We start from the raw sequence: 17,214 nt of genomic DNA, 5'->3' as shown, positions 1-17,214 counted from the left end.
GGCCGGCCTTCGCCGTTCTCTGATCCGCATCGCGAGTTCCCCCTCGCTCACCCCCGTTCTGGGGCGGCCCGTTTTCGGCACTTCATCAGGAGTTCCCCCTAGGCTCGGTCGGTCTGCCGGAAATTGGAGAACGTTGAACTCGCTGCTCAGCCCCCGGAGGCGCTCGCTCATCGCGACCGCCGCCACCGCCCTCGTCATCGCCGCGCTCATTCCGGCATCCCCCGCGTTCGCAGATGACGAGGAGCCGGTGACCTCCGACGCCTCGATCACGGGCGTCGTCGTCGACCCCGCAGGCGTGCCCGCTGCCGAGACGTGCATTGCCGCCGACATCCTCGACGGCGGCACCTGGACGCCGGTTCAGCTCGATGCGGAAGTCCGAACGGATGCCGCGGGCGCGTTCGCGCTGCTCGACCTGGCCGACGGCGTCTACGCCGTCAGTGCCGATTCGTGCGCAGCTCCGTCCGACACCGTCCACACGTGGGCGCCGTCCCTTTCTGTCCAGCCCGCGATCATCGACGGCGCCGTCGTCGACGGCATCGTCGTGACCGACGGTGTCGCGGCATCCACCGCGGACATCCAGCTGCTTCCCGCACTCGTGACCTCGACGGGTGCGCCCACCATCACGGGTGCGCCCCTCGTCGGTTCGGATCTGGTCGCCGACCCCGGCACCTGGAGCGTTTCCGGGCTCCACTTCGCCTACCAGTGGCTCCGCGACTCGACCCCGATCGGCGGGGCCACCAGCACCACGTACGCCCCGACCATCGACGACGTCGACGCGGCACTCGCCGTCCAGGTCACCGCCTCTCGCGACGGCTGGGGCGAGGCGGCCGCAACGTCGGCGCCGACCGCGGTCGTTCCCCACCTGACGATCACGGCAGGATCGCCGTCGATCACCGGCGCGGCGAAGGTCGGCACGACGCTGACGGCTTCCGCCGGTGCGTGGTCGCCGGCGACGATCGTTCCGACCTTCGCGTGGCTGCGCAACGGCGACCCGATCCCGGGCGCGACCGGTACCTCCTACACGCTCACGGCGGCAGACCTCGGCACGAAGATCTCGGTTCGCGCCACCGGATCGCTCGCGGGCTACGCCGCCGAGACCCGCACCTCGGTCGTGACCGCCGCGGTCGTCGCCGGCACGCTCGCCACGACGACCCCGGTCATCACGGGCGCCGTCAAGGTCGGCTCGCCGCTGACCGTGACTCCGGGATGGACGCCCGGCGCCGCCTACTCGTACGTGTGGAAGCGCGGTACCACCGTGATCGCCGGCGCGACGAAGTCGAGCTACACGCCGACCGCGACCGACTTGGGCGCGAAGCTGAGCGTCACGGTCACCGGGACCCTCGCCGGCTACACCGGCGTCACGCGGTCGTCGGCCGCCACCGTCGCGGTCGCCGTCGGCTCCTTCACGGCCCCCGTCCCGACGATCTCGGGCACGATCGCCGTCGGCCGTACGGTCACCGCCGTGCCCGGCACCTGGAAGCCGAGCGCCGCCTTCACCTATCAGTGGAAGCGCGGCGGCGTCGCGATCGCCGGGGCGACGAGGTCGACCTACGCGATCACCGCGACCGACCTCGGAACGAAGCTCACGGTCACGGTCACCGGAAAGGCCACCGCGGTCACCACCAAGTCGGTCACCTCGGCATCGACCACGGTCGCCTACGGAGCCCTGACGGCACCCACCCCGACGATCTCGGGCACCCGTGCCGTCGGCAAGAGCCTCACCACGGTCCCGGGGACCTGGAGCCCGTCCGGTGTGACGTACACCTACGCGTGGAAGCGCGCCGGCGTCGCGATCACCGGCGCGACCAAGTCGACGTACGTGCTCACCGCCTCGGACCTCGGCAAGTCGATCACGGTGACGGTCACGGGCAGGAAGGCCGGGTACGCGAACACCGCGAAGACCTCCGCCGGCACCGCACTGGTCACCGCCGGAACCCTGAGCGGCCCGACCCCGACGATCAGCGGAACCCGCACGGTCGGCAAGACCCTCACCGCGGCGCCCGGAACCTGGGCCCCATCCGGCGTCGCACTCACCTACCAGTGGAAGCGGGCCGGCGTCGCGATCAGCGGAGCCACGAAGTCGACCTACGTGCTCAGCGCAGCAGACCTCGGCAACTCGATCTCCGTCACCGTGACCGGTAAGAAGACCGCCTACACCACCCTCGCGAAGAACGCCGGCGGCACCGCCAAGATCGCGGCGGGAACAATCTCGTTCGCCGCGAACCTGTCGGGCACGCAGCGAGCGGGTTCGAAGCTCATTGCCTCCGCTACCAGCATCGCGCCCGGTGGCACGATGGTGAATTACCAGTGGTACCGCAACGGCACCGCGATCAGCGGCAAGACGGCATCGACCTACACGCTCGGCAACGTCGACGCCGGCAAGGTCGTCTCGGTCAAGATCACCGCCACGAAGGCCGGCTACACCGCAAAGTCCGGGACGCTGAAGACGGGAACGATCGCAAATCGAGCAGCAAGCTTCGGTGGTGACGGAATGTTCCGCGTCGGCATCGACGTGCAGCCCGGGACGTACTACACGTCGGGGACATCGACGGACTACTGCTACTGGGAACGTCTCTCGTCAGGCGATGGTTCCTTCGATTCGATCATCGCCAACGATATCGGCGCGGGCCGGCGAATGATCACGATCGCCTCGAGCGATCGGTTCGTGAACTTCAGTCGTTGCGGATCGTGGATCCGCTACGACGGGACCGGAAACCCGAGCTCAACCATGGCCGGCGACGGGATCGCGGCCGTCGGCACGCAGGTCAGAGCCGGAACCTACGTTTCTCGTGGCAACGACTACTGCTATGTGGCGTCGTTGACCTCGGCGAGCGGCGAGTTCGAGGACCTTTCGGCAAACGATTACATCAATAGCGGCACCATCTACTGGACTGTTTCCGCGGGCGAGTTCTTTCAGGCTTCCAGCTGCAATACGTTCACCTGGTACTCATACTGAGCACCAGCACTGAAGGCCGGTCCTCCATTGGCCGGCCTTCGCCCTATAGCGACCCGGACCCATCCGCAAACGGTTTGTGTCGGCCGCAAAAGTGCACCTGAGCGCTGTCGATCGCCGCCAGGCGACGTCGTGTGGAAAGTGGTTCGCCCGGGCTCACTCGCCCGCCCGCTCGAAGCGGCATGGATGCTCCCGCCCCGAACGGAGCTGACGGACGTCCGATGACGGATGCCGCGTGAAGCCGGGGCGCGGGAGCCGTACGCTGTTCCCATGGCACCCGTTCCGCGGCGCACGGCCGCCCGCCCCCTGTTCCCGACGAGCTCGCGGCGGGGTGCGCGCGCGGGGATCCTGATCTCGATCGCGACCGTGGCGATGCTGGCCCTGAGCGCGTGCACGTTCGGTGGCGACACCACCGATGGCGGCACCGTCGAGGGCGGCGACTTCGTCGACGACGGCTGCACCAGCGTCGTCGTCGCGACCTCGTCTGAGAAGGTCAACATGCTCGATGCGCTGGCCGCGGCGTTCAAGGAGTCGCCCGAGCACGACGCGCTCGACGAGTGCGCGACCGTGCGGCCCGTGAACGTGTCCTCCGGCGATGCGACCCGGTTCCTCACGTCGGGCGAGGACTGGCCCGACGAAGACACGCGGCGCTGGCCGACCCTGTGGTCGCCGGCATCCACGGTGTGGACCGAGCGCGTCGCGGCCGCGGCATCCGCTTCACTCGTGGGTGAGCCGGTGTCGTTCACGCACACGCCCGTCGTGTTCGGCGTGCCCGAGACGATGGCGAAGGCGCTGGGCTGGCCCGACTCCGAGATCGGCATCGCCGACTTCGAGAAGCTGTGCGCCGATCCCGACGGGTGGGGCAGTGTGGGCAAGCCGATCTGGGGCTCGTTCAAGATCTCGAAGACGAACCCGAACACGTCGACCACCGGGCTCTCGGCGATCCTGATGCAGTCGTACGAGGCATCCGGCAAGACGACCGACCTCACGACCGACGACGTCGCGGCGGCCGAGGAGTTCTCGCGCGTGTTCGAGGAGTGCGTGATCCACTACGGCGACACGACCGGCAAGGTGCTCAGCACGCTCTACGACGAGACCCAGAACGGCTCGGGCGGCTCGGGCTACGTCTCGGCGGTCGCGCTCGAGGAGACCTCGCTGCTCAACTACAACCAGGGCAACCCCGACTCGCACACCGTGCAGCCCGGCGAGACGCTGACCCCGCCGAAGGAGAAGCTCGTCGCGGTCTACCCCTCCGGCGGCTCGATCTGGTCTGACAACCCGGTGACGGTGCTCGGCGCCGACTGGGTGACCGAGGCGCAGGCGACGGCGGGCGAGGCGTTCATCGAATTCCTCGCGACCGAGCCGGCGCAGCAGATCCTGCCCCAGTACGGCTTCCGCCCGCTCGACGATTCGGTGCCGCTCGGCAACCTGTTCACCGATCGGTTCGGCGTCGATCCGGCCGGCCCCGCGGTCACGCTGCCGCGCCCCGGCGTCGACGTCGTCTCGGCCGCGCTCGACCAGTGGGCGCAGATCCGCAAGCCGTCGTCGGTGCTCGAGGTCATCGACGTCTCGGGATCGATGGACGACCCGATCGGCGACGGCCGCTCGAAGCTCGACGGCGCGATCGAGGGCGCACAGGCGACGCTCGGGCACTTCCGCTCGACCGACGAGGTGGGCGTGTGGGCCTTCACGACCGACGTCGAGTCCGCGGCGGGCAAGAACCTGATCGAGCTCCGGGGCGTCTCGCCGCTCGGCTCCGACGGCGAGACGCTGCGTTCCTCGATCGCCGATCTCCGCTACGCGAACCGGCAGGGCACGCCCCTCTACGACGCCGTCGCCGCCGCGTACGACGAGATGATCGCCCGCGCCGAGCCTGGCCGCATCAACGCGATCGTCGTGCTCTCCGACGGGCAGGACACCGACTCGTCGATCTCGATCGACTCGCTCATCACGAAGATCGGCAAGTCGACGGGCGAGGGCGGCGGCGACGCCCCGGTGCGCATCTTCCCGATCGCCTATGGCGAGGGCGCCGACACCGGCGCGCTGCAGCGCATCGCCGAGGCGACGGGCGGGCAGTGGTTCGACGCCTCCGACCCCGCCAAGATCGACCTCGTGTTCGCGTCGGTCATCAACAACTTCTAGAGGTCGACGGATGCCGCACCCGATGCTCGTCGTCACGACCCCGTTCCCCGTCACCGTCGTCTTCGCCGACGGGTACATCGACGACGCCGCCGACGCGCTGCAGGGCGGACCGGTCTACGTCTCGCCCGAAGTCGCCGACGCGTCGGCGCTCCAGAGTCAGCTGGTGACTCAGGTGGGCGACTCGTCGATCGGCGTCGCGGTGTTCTCGGACAACGCGCAGCTGGAGGCATCCGGACCCGAGATCGTCAGCCAGCTCGCCGAGACGACGGGCTACGACACCATCATCGTGGCGGTCGGCGACGACCTGTCGGCCGGGTCGCGGGTGCTCGAGGCGGGCGAGGCGATGCAGATCGCGAACGAGGCGGAGTCGAGCGCGGGCGACCTCGGGCCGGCACTGACCGAGACGGTGCAGGCGGTGCAGCAGGCCCAGGCGCCGGTGCCCGTGATCGGCGGCGCCGACGGCGGCGGCTCGCTCGTGCTCGGGCTCGCCATCGGGGCGGCGGTGATCGTCGCGGGCGCCGCCACTGCGTTCGGGGTGATCCGCGCACGACGCCGTCGCGGGGCGCTCGACGGCCGGCTGCCCGATCCGATCCGGCGCCACGTGGCGACCCTGCGGTCGCTGAGCACGGCCTACGCGCAGGTCGGCGCGGCCGGCAACGCGGTGGCCGCGCAGACGGCGACGGAGGTCGCGGGCATCGCCGTGAACGTCGAGGAGCTGTTCGCCCGGCTCGACCAGCGCAGCGGGGCCGACCAGCGCGGGCTCGCTGCCATCGAGCTCGATGCCACGCTGCGCAAGCTCACCGCCGCGCTCGACCGCGACTACCTGCTCGACATCCTCACGCACCCGCAGCTCTGGGACGACCCCGACGATCGCGTGCGCGAGGTGCGCACCGCCGTCACGGCGGTGTCCGAGGAGCTCGTGCAGAACATCAAGCAGGTCAACGCCCGTCGCGGGCTGCACTTCCAGGTCTCGCTCGACGGCCTCATCGGCAAGCGCGCCGAGCTGCAGGAGTGGGAGCGCGCGTTCGAGCAGGCGGCTGACGAGGGCCACCCACCGCCCGCCTGAGTCGTTCCGCATCGCCGCCGGCAAGAAGACCGCCGGCCTCCGATGAGCGGATGCCGCGTCGGCCGTCAGGCATAGGCTCGAGTCCGCACATGGACGCCGAAACCCCGCCCCCAGCTCCCCCGACGCGCACGGTCGACCGCGACATCCTGCGGCTCGCCGTGCCCGCGCTCGGCGCGCTGATCGCCGAACCGCTCTTCCTGCTCGCCGACACGGCGATGGTCGGGCATCTGGGCGCCACGCCGCTCGCCGGCCTCGGCATCGCGAGCGCGGTGCTGCAGACGATCATCGGGCTCATGGTGTTCCTCGCGTACGCGACGACGCCGATGGTGGCCCGCCGGCTCGGGGCCGGCGACGAGCGGGCGGCGGTCTCCGCGGGGGTCGACGGTCTGTGGCTGGCGGCCGGGCTCGGCGCGGTGCTCGCCGTGCTCGGGTGGTTCGCGACCCCGTGGCTCGTCGGCGTGTTCGGCGCTTCGCCCGAGGTGTCGGCCGCGGCATCCGCCTACCTGTCGATCTCGATGCTCGGCCTTCCGGCGATGCTGCTCGTCTTCGCGGCGACGGGCCTGCTGCGCGGCCTGCAGGACACGACCACGCCGCTCTGGGTGGCCGGCGTCGGGTTCGCGGCGAACATCGGCCTGAACTTCGTGTTCATCTACGGTCTCGGCTGGGGCATCGCCGGGTCGGCGGTCGGCACGGTCATCGCGCAGTGGGGCATGGTGCTCGTCTACGTCGTGGTCATCGCGCGGCACACGGCGCGCGTGGGAGCCAGCCCGTGGCCGCATCATGCCGGGGTGCTGCGCGGCGCGGCTTCCGGTGGCTGGCTGTTCCTGCGCACGCTGAGCCTGCGCGCCGCCCTGCTGCTCGCGACCTGGGCCGCGACCTCGCTCGGGCCAGACGAGCTCGCCGCCTACCAGGTGGCCATCACGATCTACTTCACCCTCGGGTTCGCGCTCGACGCGCTCGCGATCGCGGCGCAGGCGCTCATCGGCAAGGGCCTCGGCGAGGGCGACGTCGAGCAGGTGCGGGCCGTGCTGCGCCGGTGCGTGCAGTGGGGGGTCATCTCGGGCGTCGTGCTCGGCGCCCTCGTCATCTCGACCGCGTGGGTGCTGCCGGCGCTCTTCACGTCATCGGCCGAGGTCGCGGCGCTGCTGCCGCCCTCGCTCGTGGTGCTCGGCCTCTCGGCGCCGCTCGGCGGACTCGTGTTCGTGCTCGACGGGGTGCTCATCGGCGCCGGCGACGCCCGCTACCTCGCCTGGACCGGCCTCGTGAACCTCGCGGCGTTCGTACCGCTCGCGCTCGGCACGACCTGGTGGGCCGAGTCCGCGGGCCTGCCGAGTGCGACGGCGCTCGCGCTGCTCACGGCGGCGTTCGCCATCGGCTACCTCGCCGCTCGTGCGGTGACGCTGTCGCTGCGGGCGCGCGGCGCCGCATGGATGGTCACGGGCGTCACCGCACGCTGAGCCATTCGCGGGCTGCGGTAACGAGCGCCGCGACCCCGACCTCCAACGTGGGTTCGATGAGCGGCGCGAAATGCGGTGAGTGGTTCGACGGGATGTCCTCGGGCATGCGCCCGGTCTTCAGCGCGTCGCCGAACAAGGAAGGGTCCGAGCCGCCCAGGAACCAGTAGACGAGCGGAACCCCGGCCGCCGTCGCGAGCACGCCGACGTCCTCGCTGCCCGAGACGATGCCGGGGTCGATGACGCGCTGGGCCCCGAACGCGGTGCGCAGCGCCGCCGCGGTGCGCGCCGTCGCCTCCGGGTCGTTCACGGTCACCGGGAACCGCTCGTCGTACGACAGCTCCGGCGGCATCGGGGCGCCGGCGGCCACGGCCTCGGCCTGCACGATCCGCTCGATGGCGCCGAGCACCTTGGTGCGCACGGACTCGTCGAAGGTGCGCACGCTCAGCCCGAGCGTCGCCTCGGCGGGGATGATGTTGTTCTTGCTGCCACCGTGCAGCTGCCCGACCGTGACGACCGCGGCATCCGTCGGCGCGACCTCCCTGGCGACGATGCCCTGCAGGCGAACCGTCGTCGAGGCCGCGAGGTACACGGGGTCGACCGTCGTCTCGGGGCGCGACCCGTGCCCGCCCGTGCCGTGGATGCGGATGTTGATGGAGTCCGCACCGGCCATCGCCGGGCCGGCGTGCAGGCCGATGAATCCCGCAGGGAACGGCGCCACATGCTGGCCGAGCACCACGTCGGGCCTCGGCACGCGCTGGTAGAGGCCGTCGGCGACCATCTCCTCGGCGCCGCCGCCCCACTCCTCGGCCGGCTGGAAGAGCGCGACGAGCGTGCCCGACCACGAGTCCCGCTCGGTCACGAGCCGCTCGGCCGCGCCGAGCAGGCAGGTCACGTGCACGTCGTGGCCGCAGGCGTGCATCACCGGCACCTGGTGGCCCTCGTGGTCGATGCCGGTGGCCTCGCTGGCGTACGGCAGGCCGGTCGCCTCGAGCACGGGCAGCCCGTCCATGTCGGCGCGGAGCAGCACCGTCGGGCCGTCGCCGTTGGCGAGCACGCCCACGACCCCGGTGCGCCCGATGCCGGTGGTCACCTCGAGGCCGAGCCCCATGAGCGTTTCGGAGACGATGGCGGCGGTGCGCTGCTCCTGGAACGAGAGCTCGGGGTGCCGGTGGAGGTCGCGGTAGACGGAAGCGAGGTCGATGGCCATGCCGCCAGCCTAGGCAGCCGCGATCCGCTCGTGGGGTCGGATTGCGCGCGGCCTGCGGATCAGCGCGGGCGGGCGGGGATCACCGCGCGCGCGGCGGGGCCGTGGTGTCGCCGACGTGCAGCACGCTCGTGAAGCAGCGCGAGGCTGGCGCGTCGCCGTCGTCATCGGCGAGCATGCGCACGACCGCCTCGCCGGCGGCACGGCCCTTGGCCACCGACGGCTGCACGAGCGTCGTCAGGTCGTGCTGCAGGCCGTCGACACGGATGCCGTCGAAGCCGACCACGCTCACCTCGCCGGGCACGGCGACGCCGAGCTCCTCGGCCGCCTGCAGTACCCCGGCGGCGAGCAGGTCGCTCTGCGCGATGATCGCGGTCGGCCGTGTCTCGGGGTCGGCGAGCAGGATGCGACCGGCCTCGAGGCCCTCCTCGATCGAGCTCGCGGCGGCGGATCGTCCGGTCGCGTGCGGGAACACCTCTCTGGCCCCGCGCAGGCGCTCGCTCGCGGTGTCCGACGTGCTGCCCGCCTCGAGCGCCGCGGTGAGCGGGCCGCGCGTACGGGCGGGGTCGAGCGGGAGCGTCACGATCACGGCATCCGCGTGCCCGAGGTCGCGCAGGTGCTGGGCACCGCGGCGGGTGGCGTCGCGGTTGTCGATCGAGATCTCGGGGATGTCGGAGCCGGCCGCGCCCTCGATGGCGACGGTCGGGATGCCGCGGCGGCGCAGGGCGGCGACGGTCTGCCCGAGCCGGGGGCTGCAGCCGATGAGCACGACCGCGTCGACCGGGGCGTTCTCGACGCTGAGCGCCGGCGTGGCGACGGGGCCACCGGCCTCGACGACCGGCAGGTCGACGGCGCCCACGTCGGTGAGCAGCAGCAGGCCGGCGCCGAGCGGCGCGATGCCCTCGGTGATGCCGTCGAGCATCTGGATCTTCACCGGGTCGAGGAACGCCGTGCGCACGCGCTGCTCGAGCACCACGCCGACGATGCCGGAACGCCCGCGACGGAGCGACCGGGCACGAGGGTCGGGGCCTGCGTAGCCGAGTTCAGCGGCGGCGGCGAGCACGCGCTGCTTCGTGGAATCCGATACCGGGCCGGACCCGCTGAACGCGAGCGAGGCCGTCGAGGCCGAGACGCCGGCGCGCGCGGCGACGTCGGACAGGGTCGGTCGGGCGGACTCGGACATGCTCGGGCATCCTCTGGCAGCGGGTCGGCGGGGGTCGCCGGTACGCCCGATCATAGGTCATCGACCTCGAATCGATTCGAGAAGCGGATGTCACGTGCACGCGAGAACCTCCCGTTCACGCCCGAATCCCACCGCCGCCTAGGCTGGGCCGCATGCCGAAGACCGCACTCATCACCGGCGCGAGCTCGGGCCTCGGAGCCGAGTTCGCGCGCCAGATCGCCATGACGGGGGCCGACCTCGTGCTCGTGGCCCGCGACCGCGACGCGCTCGACCGGGTGGCCGAGCGCATCCGCGCCAAGTACGGCGTCGGCGTCGAGGTGCTGCCCGCCGACCTGCTCAAGCGCCGTCACCTCGCGAAGGTCGTCGCGCGCGTGGCCGACCCCGAGCGGCCCATCGAACTGCTCGTGAACAACGCCGGCTTCGGGCTGCCGCTCGACTTCGCCGCGAACGACATCGACGACGAGGTGAAGCACCTCTCGCTGCACGTCGAGGTGGCCATGCGGTTGAGCCATGCGGCACTCGGCCAGATGCTGCCGCGCGGCCGGGGTCGCATCGTGAACGTCGCCTCCGTCGCGGGCTTCATCCCCCGCGGCACGTACGGCGCATGCAAGGGCTGGCTCATCAGCTTCAGCCGCTGGGCGAACGACCAGTACGGGCCGAAGGGCGTGACCACGACCGCCGTATGCCCCGGCTTCACGCACACGAACTTCCACGAGCGCATGGGACTGGCCCCCGGCAAGGAGGGCGTGCCCGCCTGGATGTGGCTCGACGCCCGCACCGTCGTCGCCGAGGGCCTGCGCGACGCCGCGCGCGGCAAGGGCGTGTCGATCCCGTCGCTGCGCTACCGCGCGCTCGTCGGCCTCACGCGGCTGCTGCCGGCCTCGCTCGCGATGCGGGTCGGCGAGCGCGGGCGCTGACGCACCGGCGCCCGCCCGCGGCATCCGCCCCTCAGACCGCGGCGCGCGCCTCGACGAACGCGGCGACGCACCGGCGGATCTCGTCTTCGGAATGCGCGGCCGAGAGCTGCACGCGGATGCGCGCCGCCCCGCGCGGCACCACCGGGAACGAGAACGCCGTCACGTAGACCCCTCGCTCCTGCAGGAGCTCGGCCATGCGCCCCGTCACGACGGCGTCGCCGAACATGACGGGCACGATGGCGTGCTCGCCGGGCAGCAGGTCGAACGCGGCATCCGTCATCAGCTCGCGGAACAGGGCGGCGTTCGCATTCAGGCGCTCGCGCAGGTCGCCCGACGATTCGAGCAGCGACAGCGCCTCGAGCGTTCCGGCGACGATCGCGGGTGCGAGCGTGTTCGAGAACAGGTAGGGGCGGGCGCGCTGGCGCAGCAGGTCGACGATCTCCTGCCTGGCCGCGACGTAGCCGCCGGATGCCCCGCCCAGCGCCTTGCCGAAGGTGCCGGTCGTGATGTCGACCCGCCCCTCGACGCCGCAGAGCTCCGGCGTTCCCCTGCCGTGCTCGCCGACGAACCCGACCGCGTGCGAGTCGTCGACGAAGACGAGGGCGCCGTAGCGGTCGGCGAGGTCGCAGATCTCGGCGAGGGGTGCGATGTAGCCGTCCATCGAGAACACCCCATCGGTCACGATCACACGGCGACGGGCATCGGATGCCGCGGCGAGCTGCACCTCGAGGTCGGCCAGGTCGCGGTTCTTGTAGCGGTACCGGCGCGCCTTCGAGAGCCGGATGCCGTCGATGATCGACGCGTGGTTGAGCTCGTCGGAGATGATCGCGTCGTCTGGACCGAAGAGGGTCTCGAAGACGCCGCCGTTCGCGTCGAAGCACGACGAGAAGAGGATCGTGTCGTCGTAGCCGAGGAACTCGGAGACGCGCCGTTCGAGCTCGAGGTGCTGCTCCTGCGTGCCGCAGATGAAGCGCACGCTGGCCAGGCCGTAGCCCCACTCGTCGAGACCACGGTGGGCGGCCGCGACGATGCGCGGTTCGTTCGCGAGCCCGAGGTAGTTGTTCGCGCAGAAGTTCAGCACCTCGTGCCCCGCGACCGACACCTCCGACGACTGCGGCCCGAGGATGCCCCGTTCGCGCTTCGTGAGCCCCGCCGAGTCGATCTCGTCGAGCTCGGCCCGCAACTGCTCCTTCACCGATCCGTACATGTTCAGACCTCCGTCCAGTCGAGGATGACCTTGCCGACGCCCGCCGCCCTCGCGGAGTCGAACGCCGCGCGCCACTCGCGCGCCGGGTGGCGCTCCGAGATGATCGAGGCGACGCGTTCGCCCAGCAACGGGCTCGTCTGCAGCATCGCACTCATCGAGTTCCAGGTCTCGAACATCTCGCGGCCGTAGATGCCCTTTACCGTGAGCATGTGGGTGACGACCTTGCCCCAGTCGATCGCGTACGGCTCGCTCGGCAGGCCGAGCATCGCGATGCGCCCGCCGTGGTTCATGTTCTCGATCATCTCGGGCAGCGCGCGAGGCGAACCCGACATCTCGAATCCGACGTCGAAGCCCTCGCGCATGCCGAGCCGGCCCTGCACCTCGGCGACGCGTTCGCCCGACACGTCGACGACGGCGTCGGCGCCCATCGACCTGGCGAGCTCGAGACGCGCGGGCGAGACATCCGTCGCCACGATGAAGCGGGCGCCGACATGGCGCGCGACCGCGATCGACATGAGGCCGATCGGGCCGCAGCCCGTGACGAGCACGTCTTCGCCGATCACCGAGAAGGCGAGCGCGGTGTGCACCGCGTTGCCGAAGGGGTCGAAGATCGCGCCGACGTCGGGCTCGACGGGCGAGTGGTGCACCCACACGTTCTCGCCCGGGATCACGATGTACTCGGCGAACGCGCCGTCGCGGTGCAGCCCGACGCCGAGGGTGCGGATGCACATCTGCCGGCGGCCGGCGCGGCAGTTGCGGCACATGCCGCAGACGACGTGGCCCTCGCCCGACACCCGGTCGCCGACGGCGACGTCGTGCACGAGCTCGCCGACCTCGACGACCTCGCCGTAGAACTCGTGCCCCGGCACGAGCGGCGTCGCGATGTTCGAGGCGGCCCAGTCGTCCCATGCCTCGATGTGCAGGTCGGTGCCGCAGATGCCGGTGCGCAGCACCCGGATCTTCACGTCGGCGGGGCCCGGCTCGGGCTCAGGTCGGTCGGTGTACTCGAAACCTGCGCCTGGGGCGCGCTTGAAGAGGGCCTTCATCGATACCTCGTTGTTCGGTGCAGGGGCCGCTGGATGCGGCGGCCGCTGCGAAGTGGTCCGGTGGATGCGCCGGATGGCACGGCCATCGTATCGGGCGGGGTCGAACTGTGACGCGGGTCGGTGAGCGTCACGACCGGCCCGTGTTGCGGCGGCCCGACCCGGTCGATAGGGTTTCAGAGGTCCGATCGAATCGATTCGATTCCGCACCGGCCACGATTCCCACCGGCATCCGTTCCGACGACGCCGCCCCGCGGCATCCGCCCCGCGGCATCCGCCCCCGACAATGAAGCCGAGCAACATGAGCGCACCAACCACGACCCGCCGCGGACTCACCGCCTGGCGCAACGCCGTCTTCGCGATCTTCTTCCTCTCGGGGCTGAGCCTCGCGAGCTGGGTCGCCCGACTGCCAGAGGTGCGCGACGAGACCGGGCTCAGCACCCAGGGCGTCGGCCTCGTGATCCTCTCGGGCTCGATCGCCTCGGTACTCGGCCTCATCGCCGCGCCGCCCCTCATGGCGCGCTTCGGCGCACGCATCGGCATGGCCGGCACCCTCATCTCGGTCTCGACCGGCCTCGTGCTCATCGGCATCGGCGGATCGCTCGCCCCCTCCGTGCCGATGATCGCGATCGGCCTCGCCTTCGCCGGGTTCGGCAACGGTGCGGTCGACGTCATGATGAACGTCGAGGGCGCAGAGGCCGAGCGTGAGATCGGCCGCACGGTCATGCCGCTCATGCACGCGTTCTTCTCGTTCGGCACGGTCGCCGGCGCCGGCATCGCGGCCGCAGCGGCCGCCCTCGACATCGCCGTCTTCGCGCACCTCGGCGTCATCGCCGCCCTCATCGCGGTCGGCGCGGTGATCTCGGTGCGGTTCGTGCCCCACCGCACCGAGCTCGGCGACCCGGCCGACGTCGCCGCAGCCGGCACCGACGGGCGAGCGGATGCCGCGCCCGCCCGCCCGTGGACCGAGCGCCTCCGCGACAGCCTCAGGGTCTGGGGCGACGTGCAGCTGCTGCTCATCGGCGTCATCATGCTCGGCATGTCGTTCGCCGAGGGATCGGCGAACGACTGGCTCACCCTCGCCGCCGTCGACGGCCACGGCCTCGAGCCCGCCGCCGGCGCCGCCGTCTTCACCGTCTTCGCCGTGTCGATGACCACCGCGCGCGTGCTCGGTGGGCCGCTCATCGACCGCTTCGGCCGCGTGCTCACGCTGCGCGTGCTCGCCGCGACGGGCGTGATCGGCCTCAGCATGTTCATCTTCGGCAGCGAGCTCTGGGTGATCATCCTCGGCACCGTGTTCTGGGGCGTCGGCGCGTCGATGGGCTTCCCGGTCGGCATGTCGGCCGCGGCCGACGTCCCCGACCGCGCCAAGGCGGCCGCCCGCGTGAGCGCCGTCGCGATCATCGGCTATTGCGCGTTCCTCGTCGGCCCGCCGTTCATCGGGTTCCTCGGCGAGCAGTTCGGGCTGCTGAACGCGCTGCTCGTGGTCCTCGTGCTCATGATCATCGCCGGACTCGCGGCCCCCGCGGCGCGCGAGCGGTCGAACAAGCCCGGTGCGACGGGCGTCGAGGAGCACCCCGACGCGACGGGCACCTCCGGTGGGGCCTCCGCCGCGGCATCCGACGCCTAAACTCGACGGGTGCGTCTCGTCATCGCCCGCTGCTCCGTCGACTACGCGGGGCGGCTCTCGGCCCACCTCCCACTCGCCCAGCGCCTGCTCATGGTCAAGGGCGACGGCTCGCTGCTCGTGCACTCCGACGGCGGCAGCTACAAGCCGCTCAACTGGATGAGCCCGCCGTGCACGCTCGAGACGACCCTGCCCGATGAGGCGCAGGCCGCCGCCGGCGTCGTCGAGGTCTGGAAGGTCACGCACAAGAAGACGGCCGACCAGCTCATCGTCTCGATCCACGAGGTGCTGCACGACTCGTCGCACGAGCTCGGCATCGACCCCGGCCTGCAGAAGGACGGCGTCGAGGCGCACCTGCAGAAGCTCCTCGCCGAGCAGATCGAGATCCTCGGCGACGGCCACCGGCTCGTGCGCCGCGAGTACATGACGGCCATCGGCCCGGTCGACATCCTAGCGACGGATGCCTCGGGCGGCTCGGTCGCGGTCGAGCTCAAGCGCCGCGGCGACATCGACGGCGTCGAGCAGCTCACGCGCTACCTCGAGCTCATGAACCGCGACCCCCTGCTCGCGCCGGTCACCGGTGTCTTCGCCGCGCAGGAGATCAAGCCGCAGGCCCGCACGCTCGCCGAAGACCGCGGCATCCGGTGCGTCGTGCTCGACTACGACGCGATGCGCGGGCTCGACGACAGCGACTCCCGGCTGTTCTGACAACCCGTTCCGACCGCCTCGACCCCTCGGGAGAGAATATGCGCCTCCATCACGTCCAGGTCTCCATGCCGCGCGGCCAGGAGGAGGAGGCCCGGCGCTTCTACCGCGACGCCCTCGGCATGACCGAGGTTCCGAAGGCACCCTCACTGGCCGGGCGCGGGGGCTGCTGGTTCCGCGCCTTCGAGGGCGACGTCGTCGTCGCCGAGATCCACGTCGGTGTCGATGATCCGTTCGTCCCGGCGAACAAGGCGCACCCGGCCCTGCTCCTCGGCTCGGTGCGCGAGCTGGAGGAGACCGGGCAGCGCGTGGCCGATGCGGGATTCGACGTGTCATGGGCCGACCGCGACACCTTCGAGGGCTACGCCCGCTTCCATGCACGCGATGGCTTCGGCAACCGCGTCGAGGTGCTGGCAGTCGCCGAAGGCGACACGTCGCAGCGCTGACGGAGGCGGCCGGGTGAGCGCTGCGTGAAGTGCCGCTGATCGAAACCTGAGTGGCACTCGGATTATCGGGCCTTAGGATGACACGGTGATCTCCCCCAGCCACACCAACGCCTTGGCGCCCACCCGAACCTGGGCCGCCGTCCTGTTCGACCTCGACGGCACCATCGTCGACTCCGCGGCCGACATCACGGCCTCGCTCGCGCACATGTTCGCCGAGCTCGGACTCGAGGTGCCGAACGCCGAGCAGCTCCTCGCCTACGTCGGCCCGCCGCTGCTCGACAGCCTGCGCCTCATGGGCGGCTTCGACGACGCCGGCGCAGAGCGCGCCCTCGAGACCTACCGTGCCGACTACGCGAACCGCCTGCTGCACTCCCCCGTCTTCCCGGGCGTCGCCGGCGTGCTCGAACGCCTGCACGCCGCCGGTGTTCCGATCGCCCTCGCGACCTCGAAGCCCGAGAGCATGGCCAACGCCGTACTCGAGAACGCCGACCTCAGCCGCTACTTCACGGTCATCGCCGGCGCCAGCGACGACGAGGCCCGCAGCACGAAGGCGGATGTCGTGGCCGAGGCGCTGCGGCGCCTGCAGGCGCTCGGCATCGACACCGAGCACTCCGTGATGGTCGGCGACCGCGGCTACGACACCCTCGGCGCCCAGGCGAACGGCGTGCCGACGATCCTCGTGGAGTGGGGCTACGGCTCTCCCGCCGAGGCCGACGGCGCCATGGCCGTCGTGCACTCCGCCGACCAGCTGCGCGGGCTGCTCCTCGGCTGAGCCGGGCCCTCTGCTCGACGCCGGCTCGCGGCATCCGTCGCCATTCGGCGACCCCGGTCCGCGAGACCCGTCGCCATTCGGCGACCCTGGTTCGCGAGACCCTTCGCCATTCGGCGACCCCTCTTCGCGACATCCGCAACCCCTCCGCCCTGAGCGCCACGGATGTGCGCGTACCCCGCGTTCGGCGCGCACGATCGACATCACAGCCTCTTCGACGCAAATATTCTGCGAATCCATAGGGACAGGGTTTACCCCCCGAACGGGCCACAGCTAGATTCCCCAGTACGTCCGCCTACCGACGGACGACGTCGCGGTCGGCGGAATCCTTCGTCGGCCGCATCGAGGGGAGAAGAATGTCTGGAATCTCCACGCGCGCGAAAAAGCGCGCGGTGGCGATCGTTCCGGTCATCGCTCTCGCGGCCGCCACATTGGCGGCAACGGGAGTGGTCGGTTCGTCCGCCACAGCAGCACCATACGAGGCACCGATCATCG

Annotated in this window: 14 protein-coding genes; 9 read left to right on the top strand and 5 right to left on the bottom strand. The window is 71.2% G+C overall.

The window, feature by feature from the left end:
- The first annotated feature begins 133 nt into the window (after positions 1-133).
- The 4 genes from ASE68_RS01355 to ASE68_RS01340 all read left to right on the top strand — a co-directional run bounded on the left by ASE68_RS01355 (position 134) and on the right by ASE68_RS01340 (position 7,618).
- Positions 134-2,956 (top strand): hypothetical protein, encoded by a 2,823-nt coding sequence (locus tag ASE68_RS01355; RefSeq protein ID WP_055854343.1) that lies wholly within the window; start codon positions 134-136, stop codon positions 2,954-2,956.
- Positions 2,957-3,223: 267 nt separating this feature from the next.
- Complete coding sequence (locus ASE68_RS01350) at positions 3,224-5,095, top strand: substrate-binding and VWA domain-containing protein (protein ID WP_082461792.1); 1,872 nt, start codon at positions 3,224-3,226, stop codon at positions 5,093-5,095.
- 10 nt (positions 5,096-5,105) lie between these two features.
- Positions 5,106-6,161: a hypothetical protein gene (locus ASE68_RS01345; RefSeq protein ID WP_055854340.1), complete on the top strand. Its 1,056-nt coding sequence runs from the start codon at positions 5,106-5,108 to the stop codon at positions 6,159-6,161.
- A gap of 89 nt (positions 6,162-6,250) precedes the next feature.
- The gene (locus ASE68_RS01340) at positions 6,251-7,618 is read left to right on the top strand and encodes an MATE family efflux transporter (RefSeq protein ID WP_055854337.1); all 1,368 of its coding nucleotides are present in this window, start codon (positions 6,251-6,253) and stop codon (positions 7,616-7,618) included.
- Here ASE68_RS01340 and ASE68_RS01335 read toward each other — a convergent pair.
- Positions 7,605-8,825: an amidohydrolase gene (locus ASE68_RS01335; RefSeq protein WP_055854334.1), complete on the bottom strand. Its 1,221-nt coding sequence runs from the start codon at positions 8,823-8,825 to the stop codon at positions 7,605-7,607. The two genes, ASE68_RS01340 and ASE68_RS01335, sit on opposite strands and share 14 nt — an antisense overlap.
- A gap of 79 nt (positions 8,826-8,904) precedes the next feature.
- A complete protein-coding gene (locus ASE68_RS01330) occupies positions 8,905-10,005 on the bottom strand; it encodes a LacI family DNA-binding transcriptional regulator (protein WP_055854331.1) in 1,101 nt (366 codons plus the stop codon).
- Positions 10,006-10,157: 152 nt separating this feature from the next.
- Here ASE68_RS01330 and ASE68_RS01325 point away from each other — a divergent pair, with 152 nt between their 5' ends.
- Positions 10,158-10,922 (top strand): SDR family oxidoreductase, encoded by a 765-nt coding sequence (locus ASE68_RS01325; RefSeq protein WP_055854328.1) that lies wholly within the window; start codon positions 10,158-10,160, stop codon positions 10,920-10,922.
- A gap of 31 nt (positions 10,923-10,953) precedes the next feature.
- Here the strand turns inward: ASE68_RS01325 and ASE68_RS01320 are convergent, their stop codons facing one another.
- Positions 10,954-12,129: a glycine C-acetyltransferase gene (locus ASE68_RS01320; protein WP_055854324.1), complete on the bottom strand. Its 1,176-nt coding sequence runs from the start codon at positions 12,127-12,129 to the stop codon at positions 10,954-10,956.
- Positions 12,130-12,131: 2 nt separating this feature from the next.
- Positions 12,132-13,175, bottom strand: coding sequence for an L-threonine 3-dehydrogenase (tdh, locus tag ASE68_RS01315; RefSeq protein WP_055854322.1), 1,044 nt, complete (start codon positions 13,173-13,175; stop codon positions 12,132-12,134).
- 298 nt (positions 13,176-13,473) lie between these two features.
- Between tdh and ASE68_RS01310 the strand changes: the two genes are divergently transcribed.
- The 4 genes from ASE68_RS01310 (at position 13,474) to ASE68_RS01295 (ending at position 16,722) form a co-directional block, all read left to right on the top strand.
- Positions 13,474-14,802 carry an MFS transporter gene (locus ASE68_RS01310; protein WP_082462295.1) on the top strand — a complete coding sequence of 443 codons (1,329 nt, stop codon included), beginning with the start codon at positions 13,474-13,476 and terminating at the stop codon, positions 14,800-14,802.
- Positions 14,803-14,811: 9 nt separating this feature from the next.
- A complete protein-coding gene (gene nucS, locus ASE68_RS01305) occupies positions 14,812-15,507 on the top strand; it encodes an endonuclease NucS (protein WP_055854317.1) in 696 nt (231 codons plus the stop codon).
- Between the two features lie 38 nt (positions 15,508-15,545).
- The gene (locus tag ASE68_RS01300; protein ID WP_055854313.1) at positions 15,546-15,950 is read left to right on the top strand and encodes a VOC family protein; all 405 of its coding nucleotides are present in this window, start codon (positions 15,546-15,548) and stop codon (positions 15,948-15,950) included.
- Positions 15,951-16,035: 85 nt separating this feature from the next.
- On the top strand, positions 16,036-16,722 hold the full coding sequence (locus tag ASE68_RS01295) for an HAD hydrolase-like protein (RefSeq protein ID WP_055854311.1): 687 nt from the start codon (positions 16,036-16,038) through the stop codon (positions 16,720-16,722).
- Between the two features lie 292 nt (positions 16,723-17,014).
- Here the strand turns inward: ASE68_RS01295 and ASE68_RS20650 are convergent, their stop codons facing one another.
- Positions 17,015-17,185 carry a hypothetical protein gene (locus tag ASE68_RS20650; protein ID WP_235480735.1) on the bottom strand — a complete coding sequence of 57 codons (171 nt, stop codon included), beginning with the start codon at positions 17,183-17,185 and terminating at the stop codon, positions 17,015-17,017.
- Positions 17,186-17,214: the final 29 nt, after the last annotated feature.

This window comes from Agromyces sp. Leaf222 (genome assembly GCF_001421565.1).
Classification (GTDB): domain Bacteria; phylum Actinomycetota; class Actinomycetes; order Actinomycetales; family Microbacteriaceae; genus Agromyces.
This window is presented reverse-complemented; position numbering and strand designations above follow the sequence as displayed.